This is a genomic window from Brevibacillus sp. JB24b, from assembly GCF_051713385.1.
Lineage (GTDB): Bacteria > Bacillota > Bacilli > Brevibacillales > Brevibacillaceae > Brevibacillus_B > Brevibacillus_B laterosporus.
The window spans coordinates 990,356-1,013,922 of sequence record NZ_JBNVQV010000001.1 but is presented as its reverse complement, the minus strand read 5'-3'; the positions used below and the strand labels follow the sequence as shown (position 1 = coordinate 1,013,922).

General features: G+C 40.9%; 20 protein-coding genes. 3 read left to right on the top strand and 17 right to left on the bottom strand.

All coding sequences use genetic code 11. The features are described 5' to 3' along the window. Nucleotides 1-348 precede the first annotated feature (348 nt). From dnaI to nrdR, 3 genes are all read right to left on the bottom strand, one after another. The gene (dnaI, locus tag ACQV1I_RS05340) at nucleotides 349-1,290 is read right to left on the bottom strand and encodes a primosomal protein DnaI (RefSeq protein WP_104149489.1); all 942 of its coding nucleotides are present in this window, start codon (nucleotides 1,288-1,290) and stop codon (nucleotides 349-351) included. Continuing rightward, nucleotides 1,291-2,796 (bottom strand): DnaD domain protein, encoded by a 1,506-nt coding sequence (locus ACQV1I_RS05335; RefSeq protein WP_116333015.1) that lies wholly within the window; start codon nucleotides 2,794-2,796, stop codon nucleotides 1,291-1,293. Between the two features lie 100 nt (nucleotides 2,797-2,896). Further along, nucleotides 2,897-3,385: a transcriptional regulator NrdR gene (gene nrdR / locus ACQV1I_RS05330; RefSeq protein ID WP_026315139.1), complete on the bottom strand. Its 489-nt coding sequence runs from the start codon at nucleotides 3,383-3,385 to the stop codon at nucleotides 2,897-2,899. Nucleotides 3,386-3,599: 214 nt separating this feature from the next. Between nrdR and ACQV1I_RS05325 the strand changes: the two genes are divergently transcribed. Further along, complete coding sequence (locus tag ACQV1I_RS05325) at nucleotides 3,600-4,733, top strand: HD-GYP domain-containing protein (protein WP_116333013.1); 1,134 nt, start codon at nucleotides 3,600-3,602, stop codon at nucleotides 4,731-4,733. 83 nt (nucleotides 4,734-4,816) lie between these two features. Here the strand turns inward: ACQV1I_RS05325 and ACQV1I_RS05320 are convergent, their stop codons facing one another. The 7 genes from ACQV1I_RS05320 to polA form a co-directional block, all read right to left on the bottom strand. Then, nucleotides 4,817-7,051, bottom strand: a complete 2,235-nt coding sequence (locus ACQV1I_RS05320) for a YcdB/YcdC domain-containing protein (RefSeq protein ID WP_116333011.1) — start codon at nucleotides 7,049-7,051, stop codon at nucleotides 4,817-4,819. A gap of 230 nt (nucleotides 7,052-7,281) precedes the next feature. Continuing rightward, on the bottom strand, nucleotides 7,282-8,325 hold the full coding sequence (locus ACQV1I_RS05315) for a glyceraldehyde-3-phosphate dehydrogenase (protein ID WP_116333009.1): 1,044 nt from the start codon (nucleotides 8,323-8,325) through the stop codon (nucleotides 7,282-7,284). Between the two features lie 380 nt (nucleotides 8,326-8,705). Continuing rightward, on the bottom strand, nucleotides 8,706-9,083 hold the full coding sequence (locus ACQV1I_RS05310) for a hypothetical protein (RefSeq protein WP_147304242.1): 378 nt from the start codon (nucleotides 9,081-9,083) through the stop codon (nucleotides 8,706-8,708). A gap of 42 nt (nucleotides 9,084-9,125) precedes the next feature. Then, nucleotides 9,126-9,701 carry a lytic transglycosylase domain-containing protein gene (locus ACQV1I_RS05305; protein WP_018671431.1) on the bottom strand — a complete coding sequence of 192 codons (576 nt, stop codon included), beginning with the start codon at nucleotides 9,699-9,701 and terminating at the stop codon, nucleotides 9,126-9,128. Continuing rightward, nucleotides 9,698-10,300, bottom strand: coding sequence for a dephospho-CoA kinase (coaE, locus tag ACQV1I_RS05300; RefSeq protein WP_018671432.1), 603 nt, complete (start codon nucleotides 10,298-10,300; stop codon nucleotides 9,698-9,700). Before coaE ends, ACQV1I_RS05305 begins: the two co-directional genes overlap by 4 nt. 27 nt (nucleotides 10,301-10,327) lie before the next feature. Beyond that, on the bottom strand, nucleotides 10,328-11,152 hold the full coding sequence (gene mutM, locus ACQV1I_RS05295; RefSeq protein ID WP_116333007.1) for a DNA-formamidopyrimidine glycosylase: 825 nt from the start codon (nucleotides 11,150-11,152) through the stop codon (nucleotides 10,328-10,330). Nucleotides 11,153-11,164: 12 nt separating this feature from the next. Further along, nucleotides 11,165-13,858 (bottom strand): DNA polymerase I, encoded by a 2,694-nt coding sequence (gene polA / locus ACQV1I_RS05290; RefSeq protein WP_116333005.1) that lies wholly within the window; start codon nucleotides 13,856-13,858, stop codon nucleotides 11,165-11,167. 251 nt (nucleotides 13,859-14,109) lie between these two features. On the opposite strand from polA, the gene ACQV1I_RS05285 reads away from it, so the two are divergent. Beyond that, nucleotides 14,110-15,018, top strand: a complete 909-nt coding sequence (locus tag ACQV1I_RS05285) for a DMT family transporter (RefSeq protein WP_116333003.1) — start codon at nucleotides 14,110-14,112, stop codon at nucleotides 15,016-15,018. Then, entirely contained in the window at nucleotides 15,005-15,130 is a 126-nt protein-coding gene (locus ACQV1I_RS05280) for a hypothetical protein (protein ID WP_018671436.1), read from the top strand. The genes ACQV1I_RS05285 and ACQV1I_RS05280 overlap by 14 nt, the downstream gene beginning before the upstream one ends. A 47-nt stretch (nucleotides 15,131-15,177) precedes the next feature. Here ACQV1I_RS05280 and ACQV1I_RS05275 read toward each other — a convergent pair whose 3' ends face one another. From ACQV1I_RS05275 to citZ, 7 genes are all read right to left on the bottom strand, one after another. Next, the gene (locus ACQV1I_RS05275; RefSeq protein ID WP_094700635.1) at nucleotides 15,178-16,044 is read right to left on the bottom strand and encodes a YitT family protein; all 867 of its coding nucleotides are present in this window, start codon (nucleotides 16,042-16,044) and stop codon (nucleotides 15,178-15,180) included. 151 nt (nucleotides 16,045-16,195) lie between these two features. After that, nucleotides 16,196-17,140: a VanW family protein gene (locus ACQV1I_RS05270; protein WP_104067364.1), complete on the bottom strand. Its 945-nt coding sequence runs from the start codon at nucleotides 17,138-17,140 to the stop codon at nucleotides 16,196-16,198. Between the two features lie 161 nt (nucleotides 17,141-17,301). Next, complete coding sequence (pnpS, locus tag ACQV1I_RS05265) at nucleotides 17,302-19,080, bottom strand: two-component system histidine kinase PnpS (RefSeq protein WP_104032388.1); 1,779 nt, start codon at nucleotides 19,078-19,080, stop codon at nucleotides 17,302-17,304. A gap of 17 nt (nucleotides 19,081-19,097) precedes the next feature. Next, nucleotides 19,098-19,796 (bottom strand): response regulator transcription factor, encoded by a 699-nt coding sequence (locus tag ACQV1I_RS05260; protein WP_094700636.1) that lies wholly within the window; start codon nucleotides 19,794-19,796, stop codon nucleotides 19,098-19,100. A gap of 238 nt (nucleotides 19,797-20,034) precedes the next feature. Beyond that, nucleotides 20,035-20,973 (bottom strand): malate dehydrogenase, encoded by a 939-nt coding sequence (mdh, locus tag ACQV1I_RS05255; RefSeq protein WP_018671441.1) that lies wholly within the window; start codon nucleotides 20,971-20,973, stop codon nucleotides 20,035-20,037. A 28-nt stretch (nucleotides 20,974-21,001) separates the two neighbouring features. Further along, nucleotides 21,002-22,285 (bottom strand): NADP-dependent isocitrate dehydrogenase, encoded by a 1,284-nt coding sequence (gene icd, locus ACQV1I_RS05250; protein ID WP_116333001.1) that lies wholly within the window; start codon nucleotides 22,283-22,285, stop codon nucleotides 21,002-21,004. A gap of 126 nt (nucleotides 22,286-22,411) precedes the next feature. After that, nucleotides 22,412-23,524, bottom strand: coding sequence for a citrate synthase (gene citZ / locus ACQV1I_RS05245; protein WP_116332999.1), 1,113 nt, complete (start codon nucleotides 23,522-23,524; stop codon nucleotides 22,412-22,414). Nucleotides 23,525-23,567: the final 43 nt, after the last annotated feature.

Below are 23,567 nucleotides of genomic sequence, written 5' to 3'. Positions count from 1 at the left end.
TTCAGTATCATCAGTTAATTCGCAGTAATCAGTCACTACAACCCTTTGATAGCAAGCGTTTCACTCCACTAATCTGTTTTCTGAATAATCAAATATCATTCTTGGTATGTATTTCTAAGGAATACATTTGTCTTTTTTATTTTATCTCGTCCCGTTTTCTATATAAGCTTTGTATGTCTTTTTCAAAAGGACATTTTTGACAAGACAACTAGGCTACCAATCACTAAAACATTTCCATAAAATGACCCTAATCCAGACAAAAGAACCCAAGTAAAGGACTTATCTGCATGTCCAATACTTGGGCTGCCTGCCAAACAATATGCTCCTAGGCACTTACCCCGGCATAGGCTATCTTTTTCTACGGTTCATTCCTTCAATCTCTACAACCTCTACATAATGACGAATCCGTTCCAGAATTCGGCGCGCCTTCGTTACTTCGATACGTGAACCATTACTGATGGCAAAATGCTCTTCCAATTCTTCGAGAGAATAGTTAGAAGCAAATAAAGTTGGTAGATGATTGTTAATTCGCTGATTTAAAATGACCCCAATCACTTCATCACGAATCCATGGAGTTACATTCTCCGCTCCTAGATCATCTAGGATCAACACAGGAATCTCTTTTAGTAGTTCCAGTTTACCAACATAGGATTGATCGGAGAGGGATTCTTTCAACTCTCTAATGAAGTCTGGGACATAGACCATTAAGGAAGAAATGTTACTCTCCGATAGTTCACGTGCGATAGCAGCCATCAGATAGCTCTTGCCAACCCCAAAGCCCCCGTGAACATACAGGCCTCGTGCTGCTTGCTTCTTATCGCCTTTCATTTCTCGACAGAAACGCATCGCCTGACGAATCGCTTCTTTATTGGAATCATCCATATCCATATGATGAAAGCTAGCTTGAAGTGTTTCTTCAGACACATAGTAGCTTCGCATCATTTTACGTGTACGAAGTGTCTCATCGTAAGCTAATTGCTTTTCACAGGGACTTAGAGCGGACACAATGTGTTTGTTTTGCACCTGCAGCTTATTCGTATGCCCCTTTACCAAATTAGGACATTCAGACAGCCCAGGACAATTCTCACAATAATAGTGCTCCTTCACCGATTCATACACTGCTGAAAGAGAGCGAAACAAATCTTCCCTAGTTAATTCAGGATGCTTCTGCTGAAAGGATTTTAGATAGAGAGACGAACGCATCATTTTATCCAATTGTTCATCTGGACTTAAAATATGACGTGGAGTTCGTTTCGCCAACTCCTCCATAAACTGACGCAAAGGTTCCATCTAATGTTCGTCCCCCTTCTTCGGCTGTCGTAGTGATTCGTACAATTCTTTCAGCTCTGGATCATCCATAATGGTTTTTTTCACTTGTTTAACGCGTTTTTTCCGATCAGTATCAACTGCCTCTGCTTCCTCACGATCCAGCTGTCGCTGTACAGCAGCAGGTAGCTTATCCTGCAGCAATGCTCGCGAATTACTGCGCCGCCCCCGGTTAGAGGATAATCCACCTTTAGACGACCCCACTGGAGATTGAGCAGTTTGATTCTCCATAGCCTGATTCTTGGCTTCTGCCCGCTCTAAAATGACCCTCACTGCTTCCTCCACGGTGGAAATCGCTTTAGCTTTCCAGCTATCTCGAATGGTTTCTACGTAAGCTTTTGGTAGTTCCATTTTCGTTTCACGCATCGCGTATAACAACAAAGCATTTACGACCTCTGCCGGCATTGAATCTCCGAAGACCAAGCTCTCCGCCCGTTCTAAATACGCACGTGAAATTCTACCTCCCACCGCTTGTTCTAATATGATCAGCGGTGAAAGCTCTCGACAGACTCGTAGAAAGACTTCCGTTCCCGGAGCTGGTATTTTCCCAGGGCAGAGATGTTCCAAATAGCCATCAGCTAATGAACGTCGCTCACGCGTCAGCTGGTTATCTACATATCGCTCGCGTAGTCGTTTACGCAATAGTTCTGTGCTCAGAGCTCCTTTTGAATCAAAAAGATTCCAATCCCGTAGCTCTTGACTTAATAAATAGCTGTCCACTTGATAAAAAGAGAGTAACTGATAAAAAAACGGAATGGTTTCCTGCGTTACTACCTTAGAGGCTTGTACATGACTAGGTAGGCTAGCTCGTAAAAAGGATAAATCCAACTGTTTATCTGGCTCCGCTTCATAATGATTAGCCAGAGAGGCTGTAGGGTGCTTTTCTTGCATGTGAGCAAAAAATCGATCTGTTTCCGATCCAGGACGTATTTCCAGCTCAGAGGCTGACAAGTTGTGATATACCTCATAAAAACGCTTGGTTACATCTTCTTCATACGGATACTCCTCCGCTAGATTACTCCATAGCTGGTCAGCATAGGTACGACGAAGCTGTTCGTATTTGACTTTTCCAACTTGATTGAGCAACATAACAGGAAGGATATCTTCCTGAAAAAATTGAGCGGGAGTTAGCGGTGGCAAGACGATATACTCATAAAAAAAGTCATGTTCGCGATTCTCACGACGACGGACCTTTAATAAATCCATCGCTTCTAGACGTTCTCTGGCTTGCAATAGGCGATCCAACGGCAAGGATGTCATCATCATCAGACTCCGGTGCGTCCCTTCGCTTGCTGCTCCACTCTTTTCATCCACCTCGTGCATTAATAATTGATACAACGAATAGGATGATACCCCTAGTAAGGGCAAATAAAGATGGGTAACGAATCCCATCTCTATCATACTCAGCGGCCTTATGAATCTCACTAAATAGCGATCGTTGGGCGCAAGTTCGTTCCACATGACACGCATCGACCAAAACCCTTCCTTACGTTCATAGTTTCTCTATTATATCATTTCTTCTGTCGTGTTACGTAGGAGAGGTTTGGAAGCTTAGAGAAAAAAATGCTTTTTATTCTGGTTTATTCATTTTAGGCGGCTGATTCCGCGCTTGTTCTAAAAGCTCTTCCAATTCTCGCATAAATACGTTAATATCTTTAAATTGACGATAAACGGAAGCAAAACGAACATAAGCTACCTCATCCACATGGTAGAGGCGCTCCATGACCATTTCTCCTACTTCTTTACTAGGAACCTCAGCTTTTCCCTGGCTACGTAGTTCTCGTTCGATTTCATTTACAATATTCTCTAATATCTCCAATGTCACAGGCCGCTTTTCGCAAGCACGAATCAACCCACGTAAAATTTTATCACGGCTATACTCTTCTCTTGTTCCATCCTTTTTAATAATTAACAGTGGTGTTTCTTCCACCATTTCAAATGTAGTGAATCTTCTGCCGCAGTCTTCGCACTCTCGACGGCGTCTGATTGATTTGTTGTTATTAAATGGGCGGGAATCCAATACCCTTGTCCCATTGAATTCACAAAATGGGCAACGCATTAGCCATCATCTCCAAAATGATTACTCAGTTAGATCAACATCATTCTAAAAAAGAAAGACTTGATTTTATAAATTTGCGTGTAAATTATTGAAGTTTTTCTTTAGAGTCCCATATCCAGTAAGGTTAGTCAAGGGAAAAGCGAATATCCTATTCCCATTTGTCCATAATTTTTTTAAAATGAGATAGTATCTAACAGCAAGGGAGGGTTCTTGCATGCGCCTAGTCTCGTTGCGACATGTTCAACCTGGGATGAAATTGGGAAGGACCGTTTTTACAGATGATGGAAAAGTCCTGCTTGGGGCAGGTATGCAGCTGAGTGAAAGATTGGTAAGTGGTCTACAACGCATGGGAATTGATTCCGTCTATATTGATGACCCGCACACATCAGATATTGAGGTAGAAGATGTTATACGACCAGAGACAAGGCAAGATGCTTTGGAAGTCATACATAAAACCGTGCAACAACTGCGTAATACCAATAAAGTTGCTCGTCGGGTCTCTGTCAAAGATATGGGTATGCATTTCCAGCAGGTCTTTCATAAGATTTTAAATGATCTATCTGGTGCAAAAGATGTCATGATTCATCTAGCTAACATCTCCTCTCACTCGGGAGCAATGTATCATCACAGCGTTAACGTCGCCGTCATGGCTACAGCTGTTGGCATGTCACTTGGCTACAACACGACCCAATTACGTGATTTGGGGATCGGGGCCCTGTTACACGACATCGGAAAAACAGCTTTGCCAAAAGAATTGTTGGACAAGAGCGACCGTTGGAACGAAGCTGAAATGGAGCAGGCCAAAGAGCATACGCGTCTTGGATTTGATATCATTCGAAAACAACACGATATTTCGTTATTGTCTGCTCACGTTGCTTTTCAGCATCATGAACGGATGGATGGAAGTGGCTATCCGCAACAACTGCAGGGTGACAAATTCCATGAGTATGCTCAAATCGTAGCCATTTGTGACGTGTACGATTCTTTAACTACCCCTAGACCTTGGAGAAAACGCTATATGCCACAAGATGCCCTTGAATACCTGCTTGGTTCAGGTGGCTATTTGTTCCAACATCACTTGGTGGATGCCTTTCGCAAGCATATCGCTGTCTTTCCACTGGGTAGCGGCGTCGTACTTAATAACGGAGAAAGCGGCGTAGTCTGTAAAGTAGATCCAGAATGCTGCCATCGTCCAACGATACGCATTTTGCGGGATGGGCGTGGCAATGACTTGCTTACCCCGTACGAAGTTAATTTGAAATATAATTTAAAATTATTTATTACGCAATTTGAAGATGAAACATTATTTACTTTTATGGAATCTAAGCATATTGCACCGGAATTTTAAATCATCTAGTTAATTTTACAATCAGCAAAACTCCCTCCTAATTGATAATGAGAGGGAGTTTTGTTTTGTTTGACTTAGATCAATTATCGTTGGTTTTGCTGATAAAACTGATACATTAGCTCTGCCGCTTCTGCGCGCGTTATGATTTTATTTGGCCCTACATTTGTTCCTTTTGGTGCTTTCAGATAACCTAACGCATACGCTAGCGTATAAGCAGGTACTTGTTCTGCTGTTACGTCTGGATAAGGGGATTGAAAGACATCAGGCTTGGATAGTAGCGGTCCAAATCGTAATGCTTTCATGAAAATTTCTAGCGCTTCATTACGTGTAATGGCACGATCAGGCTCAAAGCGAGCTGTGGGTGGAATGATTTTAAGTTGAGAGGCCTGGGAAATAGCACTGTAATATGGATGGGTTGTAGGTACATCCGAGTAAGTATAGGGCTTCTCATCATCATCATCTAACATATGCGCCCGAACCAACTCATTTGATATTCCAAGCATCCATCCCACAAATTGAGCTCTAGAAACTTCTTTATCTGGCTCTAGCTTTCCATCTTCCAAGATGAATAAACCTCTATTTAGCATATCTTGCAAGGCTTCCTCACTTTTGTGTCCCTCGATATCACTAGCCGATTCATCTCTACTAAATCCCCATGGTTCTACTAATTCTCCAGTTACTCCGTTTACATGTTTTTCCTCCCCTACATAACGATAGACGAGCTGTATAGGAATCTCTTCAGTTGACTCCTTCTCGGATGCCTCTACCTTTGCAATATAGAAAGGAGCTTTATAATACGTAAGCATTAGTTTTTTCTCTTTGATCTCTTTCTCTATCGCTTCTTCCTTGGATAACGTATTCTCTTCGAAAGCATCACCGTTTCGCCAAGGTGCACCATTCTCTTCCCGATTTAGCCAAATAGAACTTACTTCGTTATGATATTTATCTACTTCAACCTCAATCCCTAGGTCATCAATTGGGATACCTTTATATAAATAACCAAATGTGAACGAGTAAGCTCGATCCTCGTCGCTTATACCAAAATGCCCTTCATCTGTTCTTAAATAAAGCTGCCCAGTATGATCAGGATAGATGCTTTTGATCAGTTCGATAGCAACCTTTTCTGCTGCTTGTTTATCAACTGCTCTTTTCTCTGACTCTTGAGAATTTCTGCTATTTCCACGTGAACTATTCCGTTTTGAATAATTAATCAATTGACCGTTGTCATTTATTTTAATTCTAATCTCATCACTTTGATCAGTAGAAATGAACCTGAATCCCCAGTCCTGTATTTTAGCACCAGTAGAGTCTACACTGGAGCCACCCCCACTCGAACCATTTAATATCCAACCGTTAGCTAGTTTTTTCCCCCATTCGATAGCAATTTTTTCTGCTTGCTCTTTGCTGATTTTTGAAGGTGCTTGATTTTTTTCATAAGTGATTTGATCGCCTAATGGAGTTATTTTATTTCTAGCTTCCGCTTTAGCACCATTTGGACTAATCGCCTCTCCGCTATTTGCATCTAAGAACCTGGCACTATTGTTACCATATTTATAAACAGGAGTATACGTTATGTGTCCGCTCTTCCTGCTTTGATACCTGTCCAATTCCATGTATCGTACCTGTGGGTCTAGTAGACTCTTTAGTTTTTTCTCTGCTTGTTCTATGGAAATAGATGACTTGGAAGAAGGAATTTTTCCGTCATCCCACGTAAGTTCATAGGACGTGATTTCACCATTAGCATCAATTTTAATCGTTACTCCATTTTCAATGAATGGAATTCCATCAGACATACGTGTATAGACAAATGTGAAACTTTTGTTGTTTGTCAATGGGACAATTTCATTTGCTTTACTCAAAGAGTCTTTTTTCGCTTTAGCCACCTTTTCAATAAAAGCCCCTGCCGTTTTTTCTGCTTCTTTCTCACTAACTGTCTTTTTAGCTGGTTTATTGTTGCGTTCATATTTATGAAATCTAATTAGTTCTCCTGTTTGAGCATCTACTGTTGTATAAATGAATTTGTCGCTTTTTTTATCACTTGTCTCCCAGCTTATCGACCAGTATGGTGAGTTTGTCAGCTCGTCATCTTTTTCAAATCGAGAATTTCTGATTTTGTACTCCGCAGGAATGGTAATCCATTGTTGCACACGTTCTTCCACTTCTTTTTGTGTTAATAACTTGCCATAAGATCCTTTCTTCTCCTGTGCATACAATACAGAAGCGCTTCCAGAAATCTCAAATGGAGCCAATAACACACCAGCAGCCAGCACACATCCACTACTGGTGGCTATCCACTTACGTAATGTTAACCTATTCATCTAATCCATCCTCCCTTTCTTGTACATTACATTGCCAACCATATAAATTATAACAATATTTTACAATATAAGGACAAATTAAATTCTGCAAAATCAATCACCAGAATGATTATGCAAGATTTTTGGGAAAGGACATGAAAAAGCTGATTTCAGCACTTATGAAATCAGCTTTTTTCTAAATTCAAATAACAATTATTTTTCAGAATTAAAATGCCAAATGAAGCCAAAGATTATCCGTGTGTACTACCTGTCAAAATACGTTTCGATTGATTTACATGCTCTGACACATGCTTTACCAAATCAAGCACACGGCAGGAATACCCCCACTCATTATCGTACCAAGCAATAACTTTCACGTGCTTATCACTCATCACCATGGTAGACAGGCCATCGATGATTGAGGAATTTTCATTGCCATTAAAATCAGTAGAAACAAGAGGTGCATCTGTATAGCCTAGATAGCCTTTTAAAGCCCCTTCGCTTGCTTCGCGCAATACCCGATTGACCTCTTGTGTAGTGACATTTTTAGAGATTTGTACCACCAAATCGACCACGGAAACATTTGGTGTGGGCACACGTAAAGCAAAACCATTTAGTTTACCATTTAGTTCTGGCAATACTTTACCTACCGCTCTCGCTGCTCCAGTTGTTGTTGGAATGATGGATTGGGCACAAGCACGTGCACGGCGTAAATCCTTATGTGGATTATCTAGATTCACCTGATCATTCGTATAGGAATGAATGGTAGTCATAAGCCCGGATTGGATCTGAAAGGCCTCATGCAACACTTTAGCTACAGGCGCTAGACAATTGGTCGTGCAGGATGCATTTGAAACAATATGGTGTTGTTCATGATCGTATTGATCTTCATTGACACCCATTACAATAGTCGCATCCTCGTCTTTGCCTGGTGCAGTAATAACTACTTTTTTGGCACCACTTTTTATATGCTTCTCAGCACCTTTACGATCTGTGAATTTTCCGGTTGCTTCCACAACCACCTCCACTCCAAGCTTTCCCCATGGCAGGTTCAAAGGATCACGATCGGATAATACCAGAGTGTTTTTTCCATTAATGACAATGCGATTACCATCTACAGTAACGTCATGAGCTAAGGTCCCATGAACGGAATCATATTTTAATAAATGACCCAGAGTTTCGGGAGGATAGCTAGCGTTAATAGCCACAACCTCGATGGATGGATCTTGGATCGCTTTGCGAAAAACCATGCGCCCAATACGTCCAAACCCATTTATCCCGATTTTAATTGTCATTTTATGTTGCCCCTCCCTGAAATAAGTTACTCTAATCACTATTAATAATATATTAAGTATGTCATATTTGACAATGTGTTTTACTTAAAAACAACAAATTTGGGCAGTTGGTTATTTTATCTGTCCAGGTAACGATAATAAGCTACTCTAAAAAAGAATGAAATCACTAATCAGTAAAAGCAAACACCAGAGAATTGATCAAAATACTACCCCAATCCCGGGGCCTATGAGATGGGGGTGGATTATAACATCATTCACCACGGTACATGTTCAGGCTATCCTCGTTCTAAACAACCTCATCCAGAAGGATTTGGCACGATGATGCAGATGTTTCAGCCACACAAATATCGAGGTAAGCGCATACAATTAACAGGATTTATTCAAACGGAGTCTGTGACAGGCTGGGCAGGCTTTTGGATGAGAGTGGATGGAAGTGAAAAGGAGATATTACAGTGTAAAAGGGGATAAATAAGTTTTTCAACATCAGCTAAATGAGCTAGCCAAAAAGGAAGGTTATGACTACGACCAAATAGCCTCTCTACTGGATTATCATTATTTATTTGAAGCTCTGTTACATTTATTTGGTGCAATGCCGAGAAAAAATCTGCAGGTTGTTTAGCTAGATTCTTTTTTTCAGTAGCTGATAATGTGTCAAAAAGCTCTCTATCCAAAGGCTGCAAGCTTTTTAGTAGTCTTTCTTCCTTCTTGATCTGTACGCGAAGCTTCTTTTCTTTAGCAAATCGAAATACCCTTCCCAACTACTCGGTTCCATAATAAAACAGCTCCCTGACCGATTACCATCAGGGAGCAAGATTAGGAAAGCTATTCTTGTACACTTCTTTATATCGATCTTCATAATACAAAACACGTTGGACATAGTGGCGTGTCTCCCCAAACGGGATATCTGAGATCGTTTCACGTGTCCCTTCCCACCGCTTATTTTGTATCCAATTTTTCACATTCCCTTGCCCTGCGTTATAAGCAGCTAATGCAACTACTTCATTACCTTTAAACATTTGTAACAAATAAGCTAGGTACCAGGTTCCTAAATTAATGTTAGTTGCAGGATGTTCTAAATCAGCAGGATACAACATTTCCAGCTTGCCCTGAGACTGTATCCACTCTGCTGTGTTTGGCATCAATTGCATTAAACCGACTGCTCCTTTTTTCGAAACCAGGTCCGGCTTAAATTTCGATTCAGATCGAATAACCGCAAGCACAAGGTATGGATTTACTTCATATTTCTTACTAACTAATTTTATTTGTTCCTCATATTTGATCGGGTACATCAATTTCCAAACAAAGGAGGAGTTTAGTAACAGATAGATGATAATAAAAACGGAAAACAAGAGAATAGCAGAGCGTAGCGTTTTCATGGGATTATCTCCGAAAGCAAGCTAGTCACCAAATCATCAACCTGCTTCTGAGTGTCTGAGCGGCTCCCTTGGTTGTCGATTACATAATGAGCTATTTTACGCTTTTCTTCAATATTCATCTGAGCACGCAAGCGCTTTGTCGCCTGTTCCTCGTCAAATTCATCACGTTCCATTAATCGTGTAAACTGTACGGATTCCGGTACGTAAACAACCACAACTCTGTCTACCATATAGGTAAGCTTGCTCTCATACAATAGCGGAATGTCCATAAAGACAAGCCGCTCCCCACGTTCTTGTGCTAGAGTAGCTTGTAGACGCATCTCTTTGCGTACTTCTGGATGAACGATTTCATTTAAAATCATTCGTTTTTCTCTATCGCTAAAGATAATTTCCCCTAGTACCGCACGATCTAAAGCACCCGTCTCATCCAAAACACTAGTGCCAAAGTGCTTGACGATGCCTTTATAAGCGGGCTTGCCCACCTCTACCACTTCTCGGGCAATAAGATCCGCGTCGATAACGGTGACTCCCCGTTCACGCAACATGGCTGCAACAGTGCTTTTTCCGCTCGCAATTCCTCCTGTTAGACCCAAAATCACGCTATCTCCTCCTTCCCGATAAGCGGCCTATTTTTGACAAGATGGGCAAAAGTGCGTTCCGCGTCCTCCTACAACAATTTTAACAATTTCTGTGGAGCAACTCGGACACAACTCTCCTTTTTTCCCGTAAACCTTTAATACTTGTTGGAACATCCCCATTTCACCTTGTCCATTTACATAGGATTTAATGGAGCTACCCCCAGCATCAATCGCTTCTTGTAGGGTCTGTACAATACTTTTATACAAATTCTCTATTTGATCATCAGTCAATGTATTTGCTATCCGCTCTGGATGTATATTAGCTCGGAAAAGAGCCTCGTCCACATAGATATTCCCCAAGCCCACCATAAATTCCTGATTTAATAACAACGGTTTGATTTTAGTAGTCTTACGTTTTAACATGCTTGTAAGTAAAGTAGGCGTAAAGGCTTCATCTAAAGGCTCGGGTCCCAGCTTTTTAAGTGGCTCCACCTCTTGTTCCTTACCTAATGGAATAACATCCATCGTACCAAATTGACGCACATCCCGATAGCGTAGCTCCGTTCCATCCGTGAAATGAAAAATCACATGCGTATGCTTTTCGATCTCTTCGGAGGCTTGATAAACTCCATATCTTCCTTCCATACGCAAATGTGAAATCAACACATCCTGATCGAGAATAAATTTAATAAATTTGGCTCGCCGTTCAACAGCATGAATGGTTTGTCCAATCAAAACCGATTTAAATTGTTCCACATCGGCAGGACGCCGAATAATCCGTGGCAATAATACACTCACCCGTTCAATCGTCTTGTCCAACACCAGTGTTCTCAGTGTGCGAACGACGGTTTCTACCTCTGGTAGTTCTGGCATCAGATGTCCCTCCTACTTGGCGTCATACCAGGTTTCCCCATAATTTACATCTACTCTAAGTGGAACGTCCAGTTGAAGAGCGTTCTCCATTACGTTAGCTACCAGCTTTTGCATCGTTTCTAATTCATCCTCTGGGACTTCAAACACCAATTCATCGTGTACCTGAAGAAGCATGCGACTTTTTAGCTGATTCTCGGCAAGGGCCTCTTGCATCCGGATCATCGCAAGTTTAATAATATCAGCAGCCGTTCCTTGAATAGGAGTGTTCATAGCGGTACGCTCTGCAAAAGAACGTAGATTAAAGTTTTTACTTGCAATATCCGGTAGATAACGACGGCGGTGCAGTAGTGTCGTCACGTAACCATCCTTTTTTGCCTGATGCTTAATCTCTTCCATGTAATTCTGAACACCTGAAAAAACATCAAAATAGCGGGCTATAAATTCTGCCGCTTCCTTACGCGATATATTTAAATTCTGCGATAAACCAAAATCACTAATTCCGTAAACAATTCCAAAGTTAACAGCCTTCGCTTGACGACGCATCATGGAGGTTACTTCGTCTTCACTTACTCCGAATACATCCATCGCTGTGCGAGTATGAATGTCCATGTTATTTACGAAAGCGTCAATCAGGTTTGGATCCTTCGAAATATGCGCTAAAATTCGCAGCTCGATCTGTGAATAATCAGCAGCGAGAATATAGCAGTTTTCGTTTGTTGGCACAAATGCTTTTCTGATTTTACGCCCCTCTTCCAAACGGATCGGGATGTTTTGGAGGTTCGGCTCCGTGCTGCTAAGCCGTCCGGTAGCAGTTGTGGCTTGATTAAAGCGCGTATGCACTCTACCCGTTTTGCCATGAATCTCTTTTAATAGCCCTTCAATATACGTAGAACGTAGCTTGCCTAATTGACGATACGTAAGAATATCTATAACGATCGGATATCTTTGAGCCAGCTTCTCTAGTACATCTGCGCTGGTAGAATAACCTGTTTTGGTTTTCTTCTCAGGTGGAATTCCCATGCGTTCAAACAGTATCTCACCTAGTTGCTTCGGAGAATTTATGTTAAACGTAGTACCCGCTTGCTCATAAATTTTTTCAGTCAAAGCCTCTAATTGTCTATCTAGCTCTTCGCCCATCTGATGCAGCTGCTCCCGATTAACCAGAACACCGATCTCTTCCATATCGGCAAGTACGAGACTAAGGGGTTGCTCAATATTTGTGTAAAGCTCTGTTAATTGGTTAGTCGTTAGCTCTTCTTTTGCTTGAAGGACGCTTTGCCACAAAGCCTGCGCCTTACGTGCTACGTGTTCACTAATGAGTTCCATGGACGGCAGGCTTCGCTTTGCCCCTTTACCATAGATATCCTCATCAGATGCTACCTTTACAGACGAGAATTTGGCAGTAGCATCTGACAGAGTAGGATTGCTCTCGCTTGCATTAATTAAATAGGAAGCAAGGAATAAATCAAAATCAATTCCCTTTATATCCATTTCATGCCAGCAAAGACCTACCGTTTCACGCTTTCCATCGAAGACCCATTTTTGTTTTGAAGCATCTTGTAACCATTCTGTAAAGGCTGTCCAGCTTTTAGCCGTTTCATAAGGAATGAATAAAGCTTGTTCTTCTGTAGCTAAGCCAAATCCAACAATTGGCGCATAATGATAGTTCTCTCCGTCCATCTCTACCACCAAGCTCATTGGAGATCTCAATAGAGGCTCATAATCGGCCAGATTAGCTTCTTCGACCATGGTATAAGTAAAAGGCTTATCTGATAATGAAGGGTTCGCTGTAGAGCCTTCAGCCGCTTCTGCGCTACCTTGTCCATAGCTATCAGCAATGCTGCTACCACCTTTTACCTTAGACAGTAGCGATTTAAATTCCATCTTTTTGAAGAACTCAATTAGCTCATCAGGCTGGTATCCTGTGTATTGTGAATCAGCAATACTCATGGCAACCGGAGTATCTCGCATAATGGTTGCTAGTGATTTACTCATTTTTGCTTGCTCTACATTGTTGCGTAGATTTTCCTGCAATTTTTTGCCAGACACCTGATCAATGTTAGATAGAACCTCTTCAACAGAACCAAATTGGTGCAATAATTTAAGTGCCGTTTTCTCTCCTACCCCTGGAACACCTGGAATATTGTCGGAGCTATCACCCATTAACCCTTTCAAGTCAATGATCTGTTCAGGCTTTAAACCATATTTTTCAAAGATTTCTTCTGTAGAATATAGCTCGATTTCACTTATACCTTTTCGAGTAATAGCTGTAGATACATGAGGAGACACCAGCTGTAGCATATCTTTATCCCCGGTGATTACAGTTGTTTTTATCTGTTCATCTTCCGCACGCAATGTTAGCGTTCCAATGATATCATCAGCTTCATAGCCTTCTAATTCAAATCTTTTTATCGAAAACGCGTCTAATAACTCGCGAATTAATGGAAATTGCTCGGATAATTCAGAGGGCGTCTTAGCGCGTCCTCCCTTGTACTCTGTATATTCAGAGTGGCGAAATACCACTTTACCTGCATCAAAAGCTACTAGAATATGAGTCGGTTTCATTTCATCTATTACTTTTAGCAACATGGTCGTAAAACCAAGTACTGCATTCGTGTGAAGTCCTTGTGAGGTGGACAGTAGCGGCAACGCATAAAAGGCACGGTTGGCGATACTATTCCCATCAATCAGCACAAAATGGCTCATGTACGTCCGACCCCTTTCTGTTAATTCATTACCTTTCATCTTACCACAGGTAGACCTAAAAGAAAAAAGGAAACTGGGTAATCACGTAACCAAGGAGAGTCCGTTACATATCAGCTTTTCATCATAGTTGTGAGTTGGTCTTTCCTCTTGTAAAATAAGGGCAGACTTCATATGGTCTGACCACTGATTTCAGCTTGTTTTTTCATTTTTTACATAACTATAACCGTCGTGACTGAGAGGATATTGCAATCATGGAGAGACCCATCATACCGCCTTATATTGCCTTATTTTTAGCTGTTTTAGCCATTTCAACTTCTGCTATCTTCGTTAAACTATCATCGGCGCCTGCACCAGTCATTGCCACCTATCGCCTGTTGTTTTCCGTTGTATTGACCGTACCCTTTATGTTTATAAACAAAGGTACTTGGCGCGAAATCATTCAATTTACCAGAAAGCAATGGATATTAAGTATTCTATCTGGAGGTTTCCTAGCCGCTCATTTCCTGCTCTGGTTTGATTCGCTGAATTATACTTCCATCGCTAGTTCTACAGTACTCGTTACGCTCCAACCTCTATTTGCCTTTATCGGTGGCTATTTTCTATTTAAAGAACGCCTGAGTAAACTAGCTATGGCTGGTGGCATTTTTGCTATCGTGGGTAGCTTCGTAATTGGTTGGGGAGATTTTCGTGTAGGAGGAATGGCCCTATACGGAGATTTGCTAGCATTACTTGCAGCATTTATTGTGACAATGTACTGGCTGATTGGACAGTATCTTCGACGTGGTGTTTCATCAACAGCGTATAGCTTTGTTGTCTACCTCATTAGTTCGGTCTTTTTACTTGGACACAGTTTATTTTATGGTCATCCACTTACAGGATATCCACTCGCGGACTGGGGATGGTTTATCTGTTTAGCTCTCTTCCCTACTCTGCTTGGCCATTCTATTTTGAATTGGGTCATTAAATGGTTAAATACAACCACGGTTTCCGTAGGGATTCTTTTTGAACCGATTGGCACCTGCATTCTTGCTTATATCATATTTGGTGATATTGTTACCTTGCCACAATGGATTGGCGGCTTCATCATTCTGTTCGGAATTTTCCTTTTTATCCGCTTTAGCAAGCCAAAGGAGGAGCTGAATCAAAATGAAACGACGTAATTTTAGTAAAGGAATGGGTGAATATATAGCTAACCTTCCCAGATGGGGAAAAGTGATTTGGACAATTGTGCTTGGATATATGGTCGCCCGAGTGATTCATTTTTTATGGTGAAAATAGTAAAAATCCCTTGTTTTTTGACAAGGGATTTTTGTTTTTGTCTAATGAATATCTTTTTTGGCAAAATTACCACCAGTTACATCAGAAACATGCTCAATGGCGATGAAGGCATTGTCGTCAATCTCTTGAATAATGGCACGAAGCTTAGCCACTTCCAAACGCGTCACCACACAATAGATCATTTGTGTCTCTTCCTTGCTATATCCGCCTCGTGCATAGACATAAGTTGTACTACGCCCCAAACGTGCATTGATCGCCTCAGAAATCTCTTCGTATTCTTTCGAAATAATTGTGACTGATTTGGATTCGTTTAAACCCTCTACGACAACATCAATCAGTTTAAAGGCTATGTAATACGTAAAAATAGAATACATAGCAGAATCCCATTCAAATACAAAACCAGCCATGATAAAGATAAATACGTTAATAAACATGATGAGCTGCCCAACAGGGACTCTCGTTTTTTTAGATAGGAGAATCGCGACGATTTCTGTTCCATCTAATGTACCCCCAAAACGGATAACAAGACCTACACCCACCCCGAGAATAACTCCACCAAACAAAACGGCGAGCATTTTTTCATTCGTAAATGCGGGTACATGATGGAGCATGGAAGTCGTTAATGACATGATTGCGATTCCATACAAAGTAGAAATAGCAAAGGTTTTACCGATTTGCTTGAAGCCTACAATCAAGAATGGCAAGTTGAAAAAGAAGAGAAATAATCCCAATGGTAAATTGGTAATGGAAGACATCATAATGGAGATACCAGCAATTCCTCCGTCAATCACTTTGTTAGGAACAAGGAATAGCTCCAGTGATACAGCCATCATAATGGCTCCAATGGTAATAAAAATAAACTTTAGTAAAAACGAAGATAGGGTCGTTTTTTTGTGCTGCTTAGCCATAGGTTTTCATCTCACTCCCTCTTTCTTTTGAATCGTCTCTAGTAGAAACCTAGTAATAATGATAGAAACATTTATAGTTGATTGCAACTTTTTTCAATTATTAATTATACTTTGCTTATAACCTAGGCCTTTTAAGAGAGTGGAGGTTTACTTAGTGTATTGGCAGTTTTTGGTGTAATTTACTACTTTCATTATCCAACGGTTGATCGGTTTCTTCAGGCAATCGCTTACGAACAGTAGGTACTTCGCGCGGATCATAATCTAAATCAGAAAAAGAAAATACCCGCACAACCATCATGCCATGAATAGCTTTTGCTCGTATAAGGATTGGGTATGCGTAGCGATTTTGAAAACGAAAATCGGGACCATCCCAGCTAACTGTCGCGTCTCTACCTGGAGGTACATAAGCAACATTACGACTATGGGCATAACGCTGTAAAATTTTTAACCCCGACTTGTCCACTGCATTATATAAAGTAGAAGAAACCTGACAAATTCCTCCACCAATTCCTTCCGATAATTCCCCACGAACAATTACTGGAGCAGGTAAGTATCCCCTTTTTTTTGTTCTTTCTCCGACTGTTTGGTTAAAAGAGAATGTTTCTCCTGGGAACAACACCACATTGTCGATGGCTTTACTAGAGAGGGCAATATTACTAGCTCGATTCTTATTGCGAGGATTATAATAAGTAACATAAGCCCCAATCTGTTTTTGTGAAACCTCTTTCAATAATGAAGTATCTACTTTAGGTAGGACCGTACGAGTGGGGATTTGTAATTGAGTTTGTTCATTGGAATAAAAATAGGAAATAAATGATTCCATAAAAGCTTGACGATCTAAACGTTGTCCACGTTTTTCTGGGATGATTTTCCCATGTTCATCCCATCTAGCATTCACTGGAGCACGATACACTTGTCCCTCAAGCCTCGACATATGCGCTTCCAGTTTATAAATATCCAAAATAGGCAACTGTGTAAACGGAAGCATAAACGCTTTTCGGTCTATCGAGACGACATCCTGATTCATACTATGAGTAACTGGTACATTTCCTTGCAATTGTAAAACCAGCATCAAGCCTGCCATCAAACTAATCACAGAATCCAGCACCTCCCTCCTGTAGTATTAACAAGAGGTGATTATTTCACTCGATAGCTGATTACTCAGGAAATCTTTTTAACGTACAGGAAATCTTTTCAGTCAAAAATAGAGTGCTATAACTGTACTGGCAGTTTGACACTCTATTTTTACTTTCATCATTATGAGATTGGATTGTCCAACGGTAACGTAACAGAAAACACAGAGCCAACACCCTCAGTACTGCTTACTGTAATTGATCCATGTAAAGACTCACATATGTGCTTCACAATAGCTAAGCCTAAGCCGGTTCCACCAGAGTCACGTGATCGTGCTTTGTCGACACGATAAAATCGCTCAAAAATACGCCCAAGATCACCTTCTGGAATTCCTATACCCGTATCAGCCACATCTAAGTAAAGATAATCCTCGTCTCTTTTCAGTTCAATCGTGATCTTGCCGCCCTCTGGTGTATAAGCAATCGCATTAGCCAGCAGGTTAAGTAAAATCTGTTGCAAGCAATCCTTATCAGCCCTTAGCATAATTCCTTGATCGGAAGGTAAAATGAGCTGAAGCTCTTTTCGTTGTAGTTGTTCCCGAAGTAAGACTGCTGTTTCTTGTATTAGCGGGTGCATCTCCACCTCGGTGTATGTCAGTGTTATTCGTTTCTGCTCAATTTTTGATAAATCTAGAATGTCACTAATTAATCGAAAAAGACGCTCACTCTCATCGTAAATAATTTGCAAAAAATGCCTGCTAATCTCTTCATCTTTAAGCGCTCCGTCTAATAGCGTTTCCGTGAAACCTTTAATAGAAGTAATAGGTGTTCGTAACTCATGTGAAACATTGGCAACAAAATCACTGCGCATCTTTTCTAATCGGCGGATATCTGTAATGTCATTTAACACAGCCAGGACGCCTTTAATTTCTCCACGGTAATTCACATAAGACGAAAAATCAGCGTAGATTATCCGCTCTGTTGGGTAAAAAATATGAATCTCATCCCGCTTCCGTTCCCCCGTGCGCATTACGTCATCAATATGCTTACTAAAACCGTAATTATGCCCTGCTTCAAAATGTAATTTTCCTACTAATTCAGAACTAGATATGTTCAACATTTTTTCAACTGCATTATTAATAAGCTCAATTCGCCTATTCTCCGCGATTAAAATTACGCCGCTTGGCATCGTCGCCAGCACCCCTGTTAAGCGTTGCTGATTCTCCGATATCTGATACATCTGTTGCTCCAAGCTAGATGCCATAAAATTAATCGCTGTTGCCAATTGACCTAATTCATCACGTGGTTTAATTTTGACGCGACTCTCATATTGACGCTGCGTAATATTTCTCGCTACACGGATAATCTCCTCAATTGGTTTTGTAATACCATGAGAGATATGTGAACTGACAATGCTCCCGATAATCAGAGTAATTACAAGTCCCATGACCAAACTAAACCACATCTGATGGACAGATTGAGTAATGGCTTGCATTGACATAGCTGAACGGACAGCCCCAACAACTTGTCCTGTTTTATTATCCTTTAATGGCACAGCCACATAGATCATCTGTTGATGCAACGTATCACTTTCCCGATGTGCGATTCCTACTTGCCCACGGAGGGCCGCTTCAATCTCTGACCGATGTGCATGATTTTTCAGTTTTTGGTCTACACCTGAGGTATCCGCCATTACTACTCCTAAAGGATTAACAACAGTGATACGTACCTCCATAGATTCAGTAAAATGCTGGATTTGGGCTTCTAAACGCTCTTGCTGAGTTAATATTTTTGGATCAATGATCGTTTCCGAGATAAATAAGGCTTCTTTTCTCAAAAGATCATATTGCATCTGTAAATAAGATTGTTCCATCACTTTTCCAATAAATATCCCAATCACAATAAGAACAAGCGAAATTAAACTTAGTATTGTAAAGGTAAGCTTCAGGCGAAATCGATTCACTGTACCCTCCCTGTGGCCTAGCCTTCTAATTTATATCCGAGACCACGTACCGTTTTAATATAACGTGGGTTTTTGGTATCATGCTCCAATTTTTCCCGCAAATGGCTGACATGTACGTCTACAATGCGAGAATCACCTACAAAATCATAATTCCATACTGCATTAAGCAATTGGTCACGTGTTAAGACGCGTCCAACGTTACTTGCAAGGTATTGAAGCAATTCAAATTCTTTAGGTGTCAATTCCACCTTCTCGTCACGGAGGAAGACCTCATATTTTTCCGGATAGATTATAATTTCTCCAAATGAGTACTGACGTTCTTCTTCTTTTTCCTGATCTGGTTCTGGTTTAGCATTGAAACGACGCAGAATCGCTTTGACTCGAGCGACTACTTCTCTAGGGCTAAAGGGCTTTGTGATATAATCATCTGCTCCCAATTCAAGCCCTAAAATTTTGTCTAGCTCATCTTCTTTTGCCGTCAAGATAAGGATAGGCGTATTAATTCGTTCCTGGCGAAGTGTTTTGCAGACATCTAGACCATCCATATACGGAAGCATTAGGTCTAAGATGATAAAATCTGGCTTCTCTTCACGCGCCATTGTTAACGCCTGTCTGCCATCAAAAGCGGTAATAACCTCATAACCCGCCTTTTCCAAATTAAATTGAATCAATTTAGAAATAGATACCTCATCTTCTACTACCAAAATCTTCGTCACTATGCTTCCCCCTACATGTAAGTCTCAACTTATCTCTTCAATAGTATTACCTTTATGTTTGGTATTCTAGGCTTGTAATCTCAGTCTGACAGATGACATTTAGCGGTGCAAGTAATTTTCTTGTAAAGAATTGGTTTTCTTCCTGTAAGGATTTATGGATGGCTTAGTTGAGGGAGAGATAGCGGTTACAAACAAAAAGGAGAGCAACGATGGCTCTCCTTTTTGTTTATTCTTTTTTCTATTGAAGAACTTTGATGACATTACGAACAGCGTCAGCAGATTTTTCCAAAGCTGCTTTTTCGTCTTCTGTCAGTTCTAGTTCATAGATTTTTTCGATACCATCTTTACCAAGCAAGGTTGGAACACCTAGGTATAGATCTTGGTAGCCATATTCACCTTGCAATAAAGCAATAGATGGAAGAATGCGTTTTTTGTCTTTTAAGATTGCTTCTGCCATTTGTACTAAAGAAGCAGCCGGTGCATAGTAAGCGGAACCATTACCTAGCAAGCTAACGATTTCACCGCCACCTTTACGAGTGCGTTCCACGATTGCATCAAGGCGATCTTTTGGAATTAATGTTTCTAGTGGGATACCACCAGCATAGGAGTAACGAACAAGTGGAACCATGTCGTCACCGTGTCCACCTAGTACGAAGCCTGTTACGTCTTCTACAGATACGTTTAACTCTTCAGCCACGAATGTACGGAAACGAGCTGTATCTAGTACACCTGATTGACCAATAACGCGCTCTTTAGGGAAGCCAGATGCTTTATAGAATGTGTAAGTCATTGCATCAACTGGGTTAGACAATATGATAATTGTTGAGTTTGGAGCATAGATTTTTACGTTTTCTGCTACTGATTTCATGATACCAGCATTGGTGTTTACCAAGTCATCACGGGACATACCAGGTTTACGAGCGATACCAGCAGTAATGATAACCATATCAGCACCTTGGATATCCGCATAGTTAGAAGTACCTGTGATTTTAGAATCAAAGCCTAGCACAGGGGAAGATTCCATCATGTCTAATGCTTTTCCTTTTGTAGGATTCTCTAGTTGAGGGATATCAACAAGAACAACATCGCCCAATTCCTTTTGAGCTAGGATAAAAGCTGTTGTTGCACCTGTGAAACCACTACCGATGACTGCGATTTTTTTGCGTTGGAAAGACATGTAATAGACCTCCTCAAGTTTTCGATTCCTATAGATTTTTGATTAAGGCATCTGCAAATTCAGATGTTTTCAGTTCTTTTGCACCATCCATCAGACGGGCAAAATCATACGTTACTTCTTTTGATGCAATTGTTTTCTCCATTGCTGCTATCAACATATCAGCTGCTTCATTCCAACCTAAATGACGAAGCATCATTTCACCAGACAAGATTACAGAAGATGGATTTACTTTATCAAGACCAGCATATTTTGGAGCTGTACCATGGGTTGCTTCAAAAATGGCATGACCAGTCAAATAGTTGATGTTGGCACCAGGGGCGATACCAATACCTCCAACTTGTGCAGCTAGTGCGTCGGAAATGTAGTCACCATTTAAGTTCAATGTAGCTACTACATCATATTCTGCCGGACGAGTCAAGATTTGTTGCAAGAAAGCGTCTGCAATAACATCTTTTACGATTAGCTTGCCTGCTACTTCTGCTTCTTTTTGAGCTTGATCGGCATCTTTACCTTCCGCTTTTAAACGGTCGTACTGTGCCCATGTAAATACTTTATCACCATATTCCGCTTCAGCAACAGCATAACCCCAGTTTTTGAATGCGCCTTCGGTAAATTTCATGATATTACCTTTGTGAACAAGTGTTAAAGATTTACGGTTGTTTTCCAAAGCATAATCAAGTGCAGCGCGAACTAAACGCTCTGTACCATCTTTGGAAACAGGCTTAATACCAATACCAGAAGTTTCTGGGAAGCGAATTTTCTTTACGCCCATTTCACTTTGTAAGAATTGAATAACTTTTTTAACTTCATCGGACCCCTCTGCCCATTCTACACCAGCATAAATATCTTCTGTATTTTCACGGAAGATCACCATGTCAGTAAGCTCTGGATGTTTAACAGGAGATGGTACTCCGTCGAAATATTGAACAGGGCGTACGCACGCATACAGATCAAGCTCTTGACGCAATGCTACGTTGATAGACCGAATTCCACCCCCAACTGGAGTTGTCAAAGGTCCTTTAATTGCGATCAGATATTCACGAACAGCTGTTAATGTATCTTCAGGCAACCACTCACCATATTGATTAAATGCTTTTTCACCAGCAAATACTTCAAACCACGCGATTTTTTTCTCGCCCTTATATGCTTTTTCCACTACTGCATCTAAAACGCGAACAGATGCATTCCAAATATCAGGTCCAGTTCCGTCCCCTTCAATAAAAGGAATAATTGGATTGTTAGGTACAACCATTTTGCCATTATCTACGGTGATTTTTTCTCCATGTGTTGGTGCAGAAAGATTTTTAAACAAAGGAACCCCTCCATGTTTTTATAATCTGATCTATTTTTATAATACATGAAAATCCTGCCAAAAGACATGCCCAGAACCACCAAATCTACAACGATTGGCAGTTCCAGAATTTTCATTACGAGTCAACTATCTTTGATCGATCAGTACAAAGTTCTGATTTACTGGCCCAATATAGTCCGCACGAGGGCGAATTAAGCGATTATTTTCATATTGCTCCATGATGTGAGCTGTCCAGCCGGACATACGGCTGATCGCAAAAATAGGAGTAAATAGGTCAATAGCTAGACCTAGTGATACGTAAACCGAAGCAGAATAGAAGTCTACGTTTGGTTTTAATCCTTTTTCACCTGTAACCAATTCTTCAATCTTCACTGACATTTCATACAATTCCGTTTTGCCTTGTTGTTCAGTCAATTCTTTAGACATACGACGCAACCATTTTGCACGCGGATCGCCATCTTTATAAACACGATGACCAAAGCCCATGATTTTTTCCTTATTATTCAAAGCCTGACGAATAAAAGGAACGACCTCGTCTACAGATCCGATTTTTTTCAGCATGGTAGCCACAGCTTCATTAGCTCCTCCATGCAATGGTCCTTTCAAGGTTCCGATCGCTGATACCACCCCAGAATAAATGTCTGTCAAAGTTGCGACTGTCACACGTGCTGCAAAAGTAGAAGCATTAAATTCATGGTCGGCATGTAGAATTAACGCCGTATCAAATGCTTTCACTGCCGTATCCGATGGTTCTTCTCCGCTAAGCATGTACAGGAAATTTTTCGCAATGGAATACTCCTCTCTCGGTGCAATCGGTTCCAATCCCTTACGAAGACGGTCATATGCCGCAACGATAGTGGGCGTCTGAGCGGTTAGTCGGATTGACTTACGATAATTCGCTTCCTTTGACATTTCCTGTGCCTCTTTGTCGTAGAGCGCTAGCGAAGAGACAGCTGTGCGCAATGCCGCCATAGAGTGAACGCCTTCTGGAAATTTACGAATGCTTTCAATTAGCTCTTGAGGGATTTGGGCGCTTGCTCCTAATTCCTTTTTGAAGGCTTCCAGCTGATCGCGCTTCGGTAGGGCTCCATGCCAAAGTAGATATACCACTTCTTCAAAGGTAGCGTTTTCAGCTAATTCATCAACATTAATACCTCTGTAGCACAATACGCCATCAATGATTGAACAGACTGCTGATTGAGCAGCAACAACACCTTCTAAACCTTTAGTAGCTGTCATATGCGTCTCTCCTTTTCTGTATAGGTTAATTGCTATTTTTCTT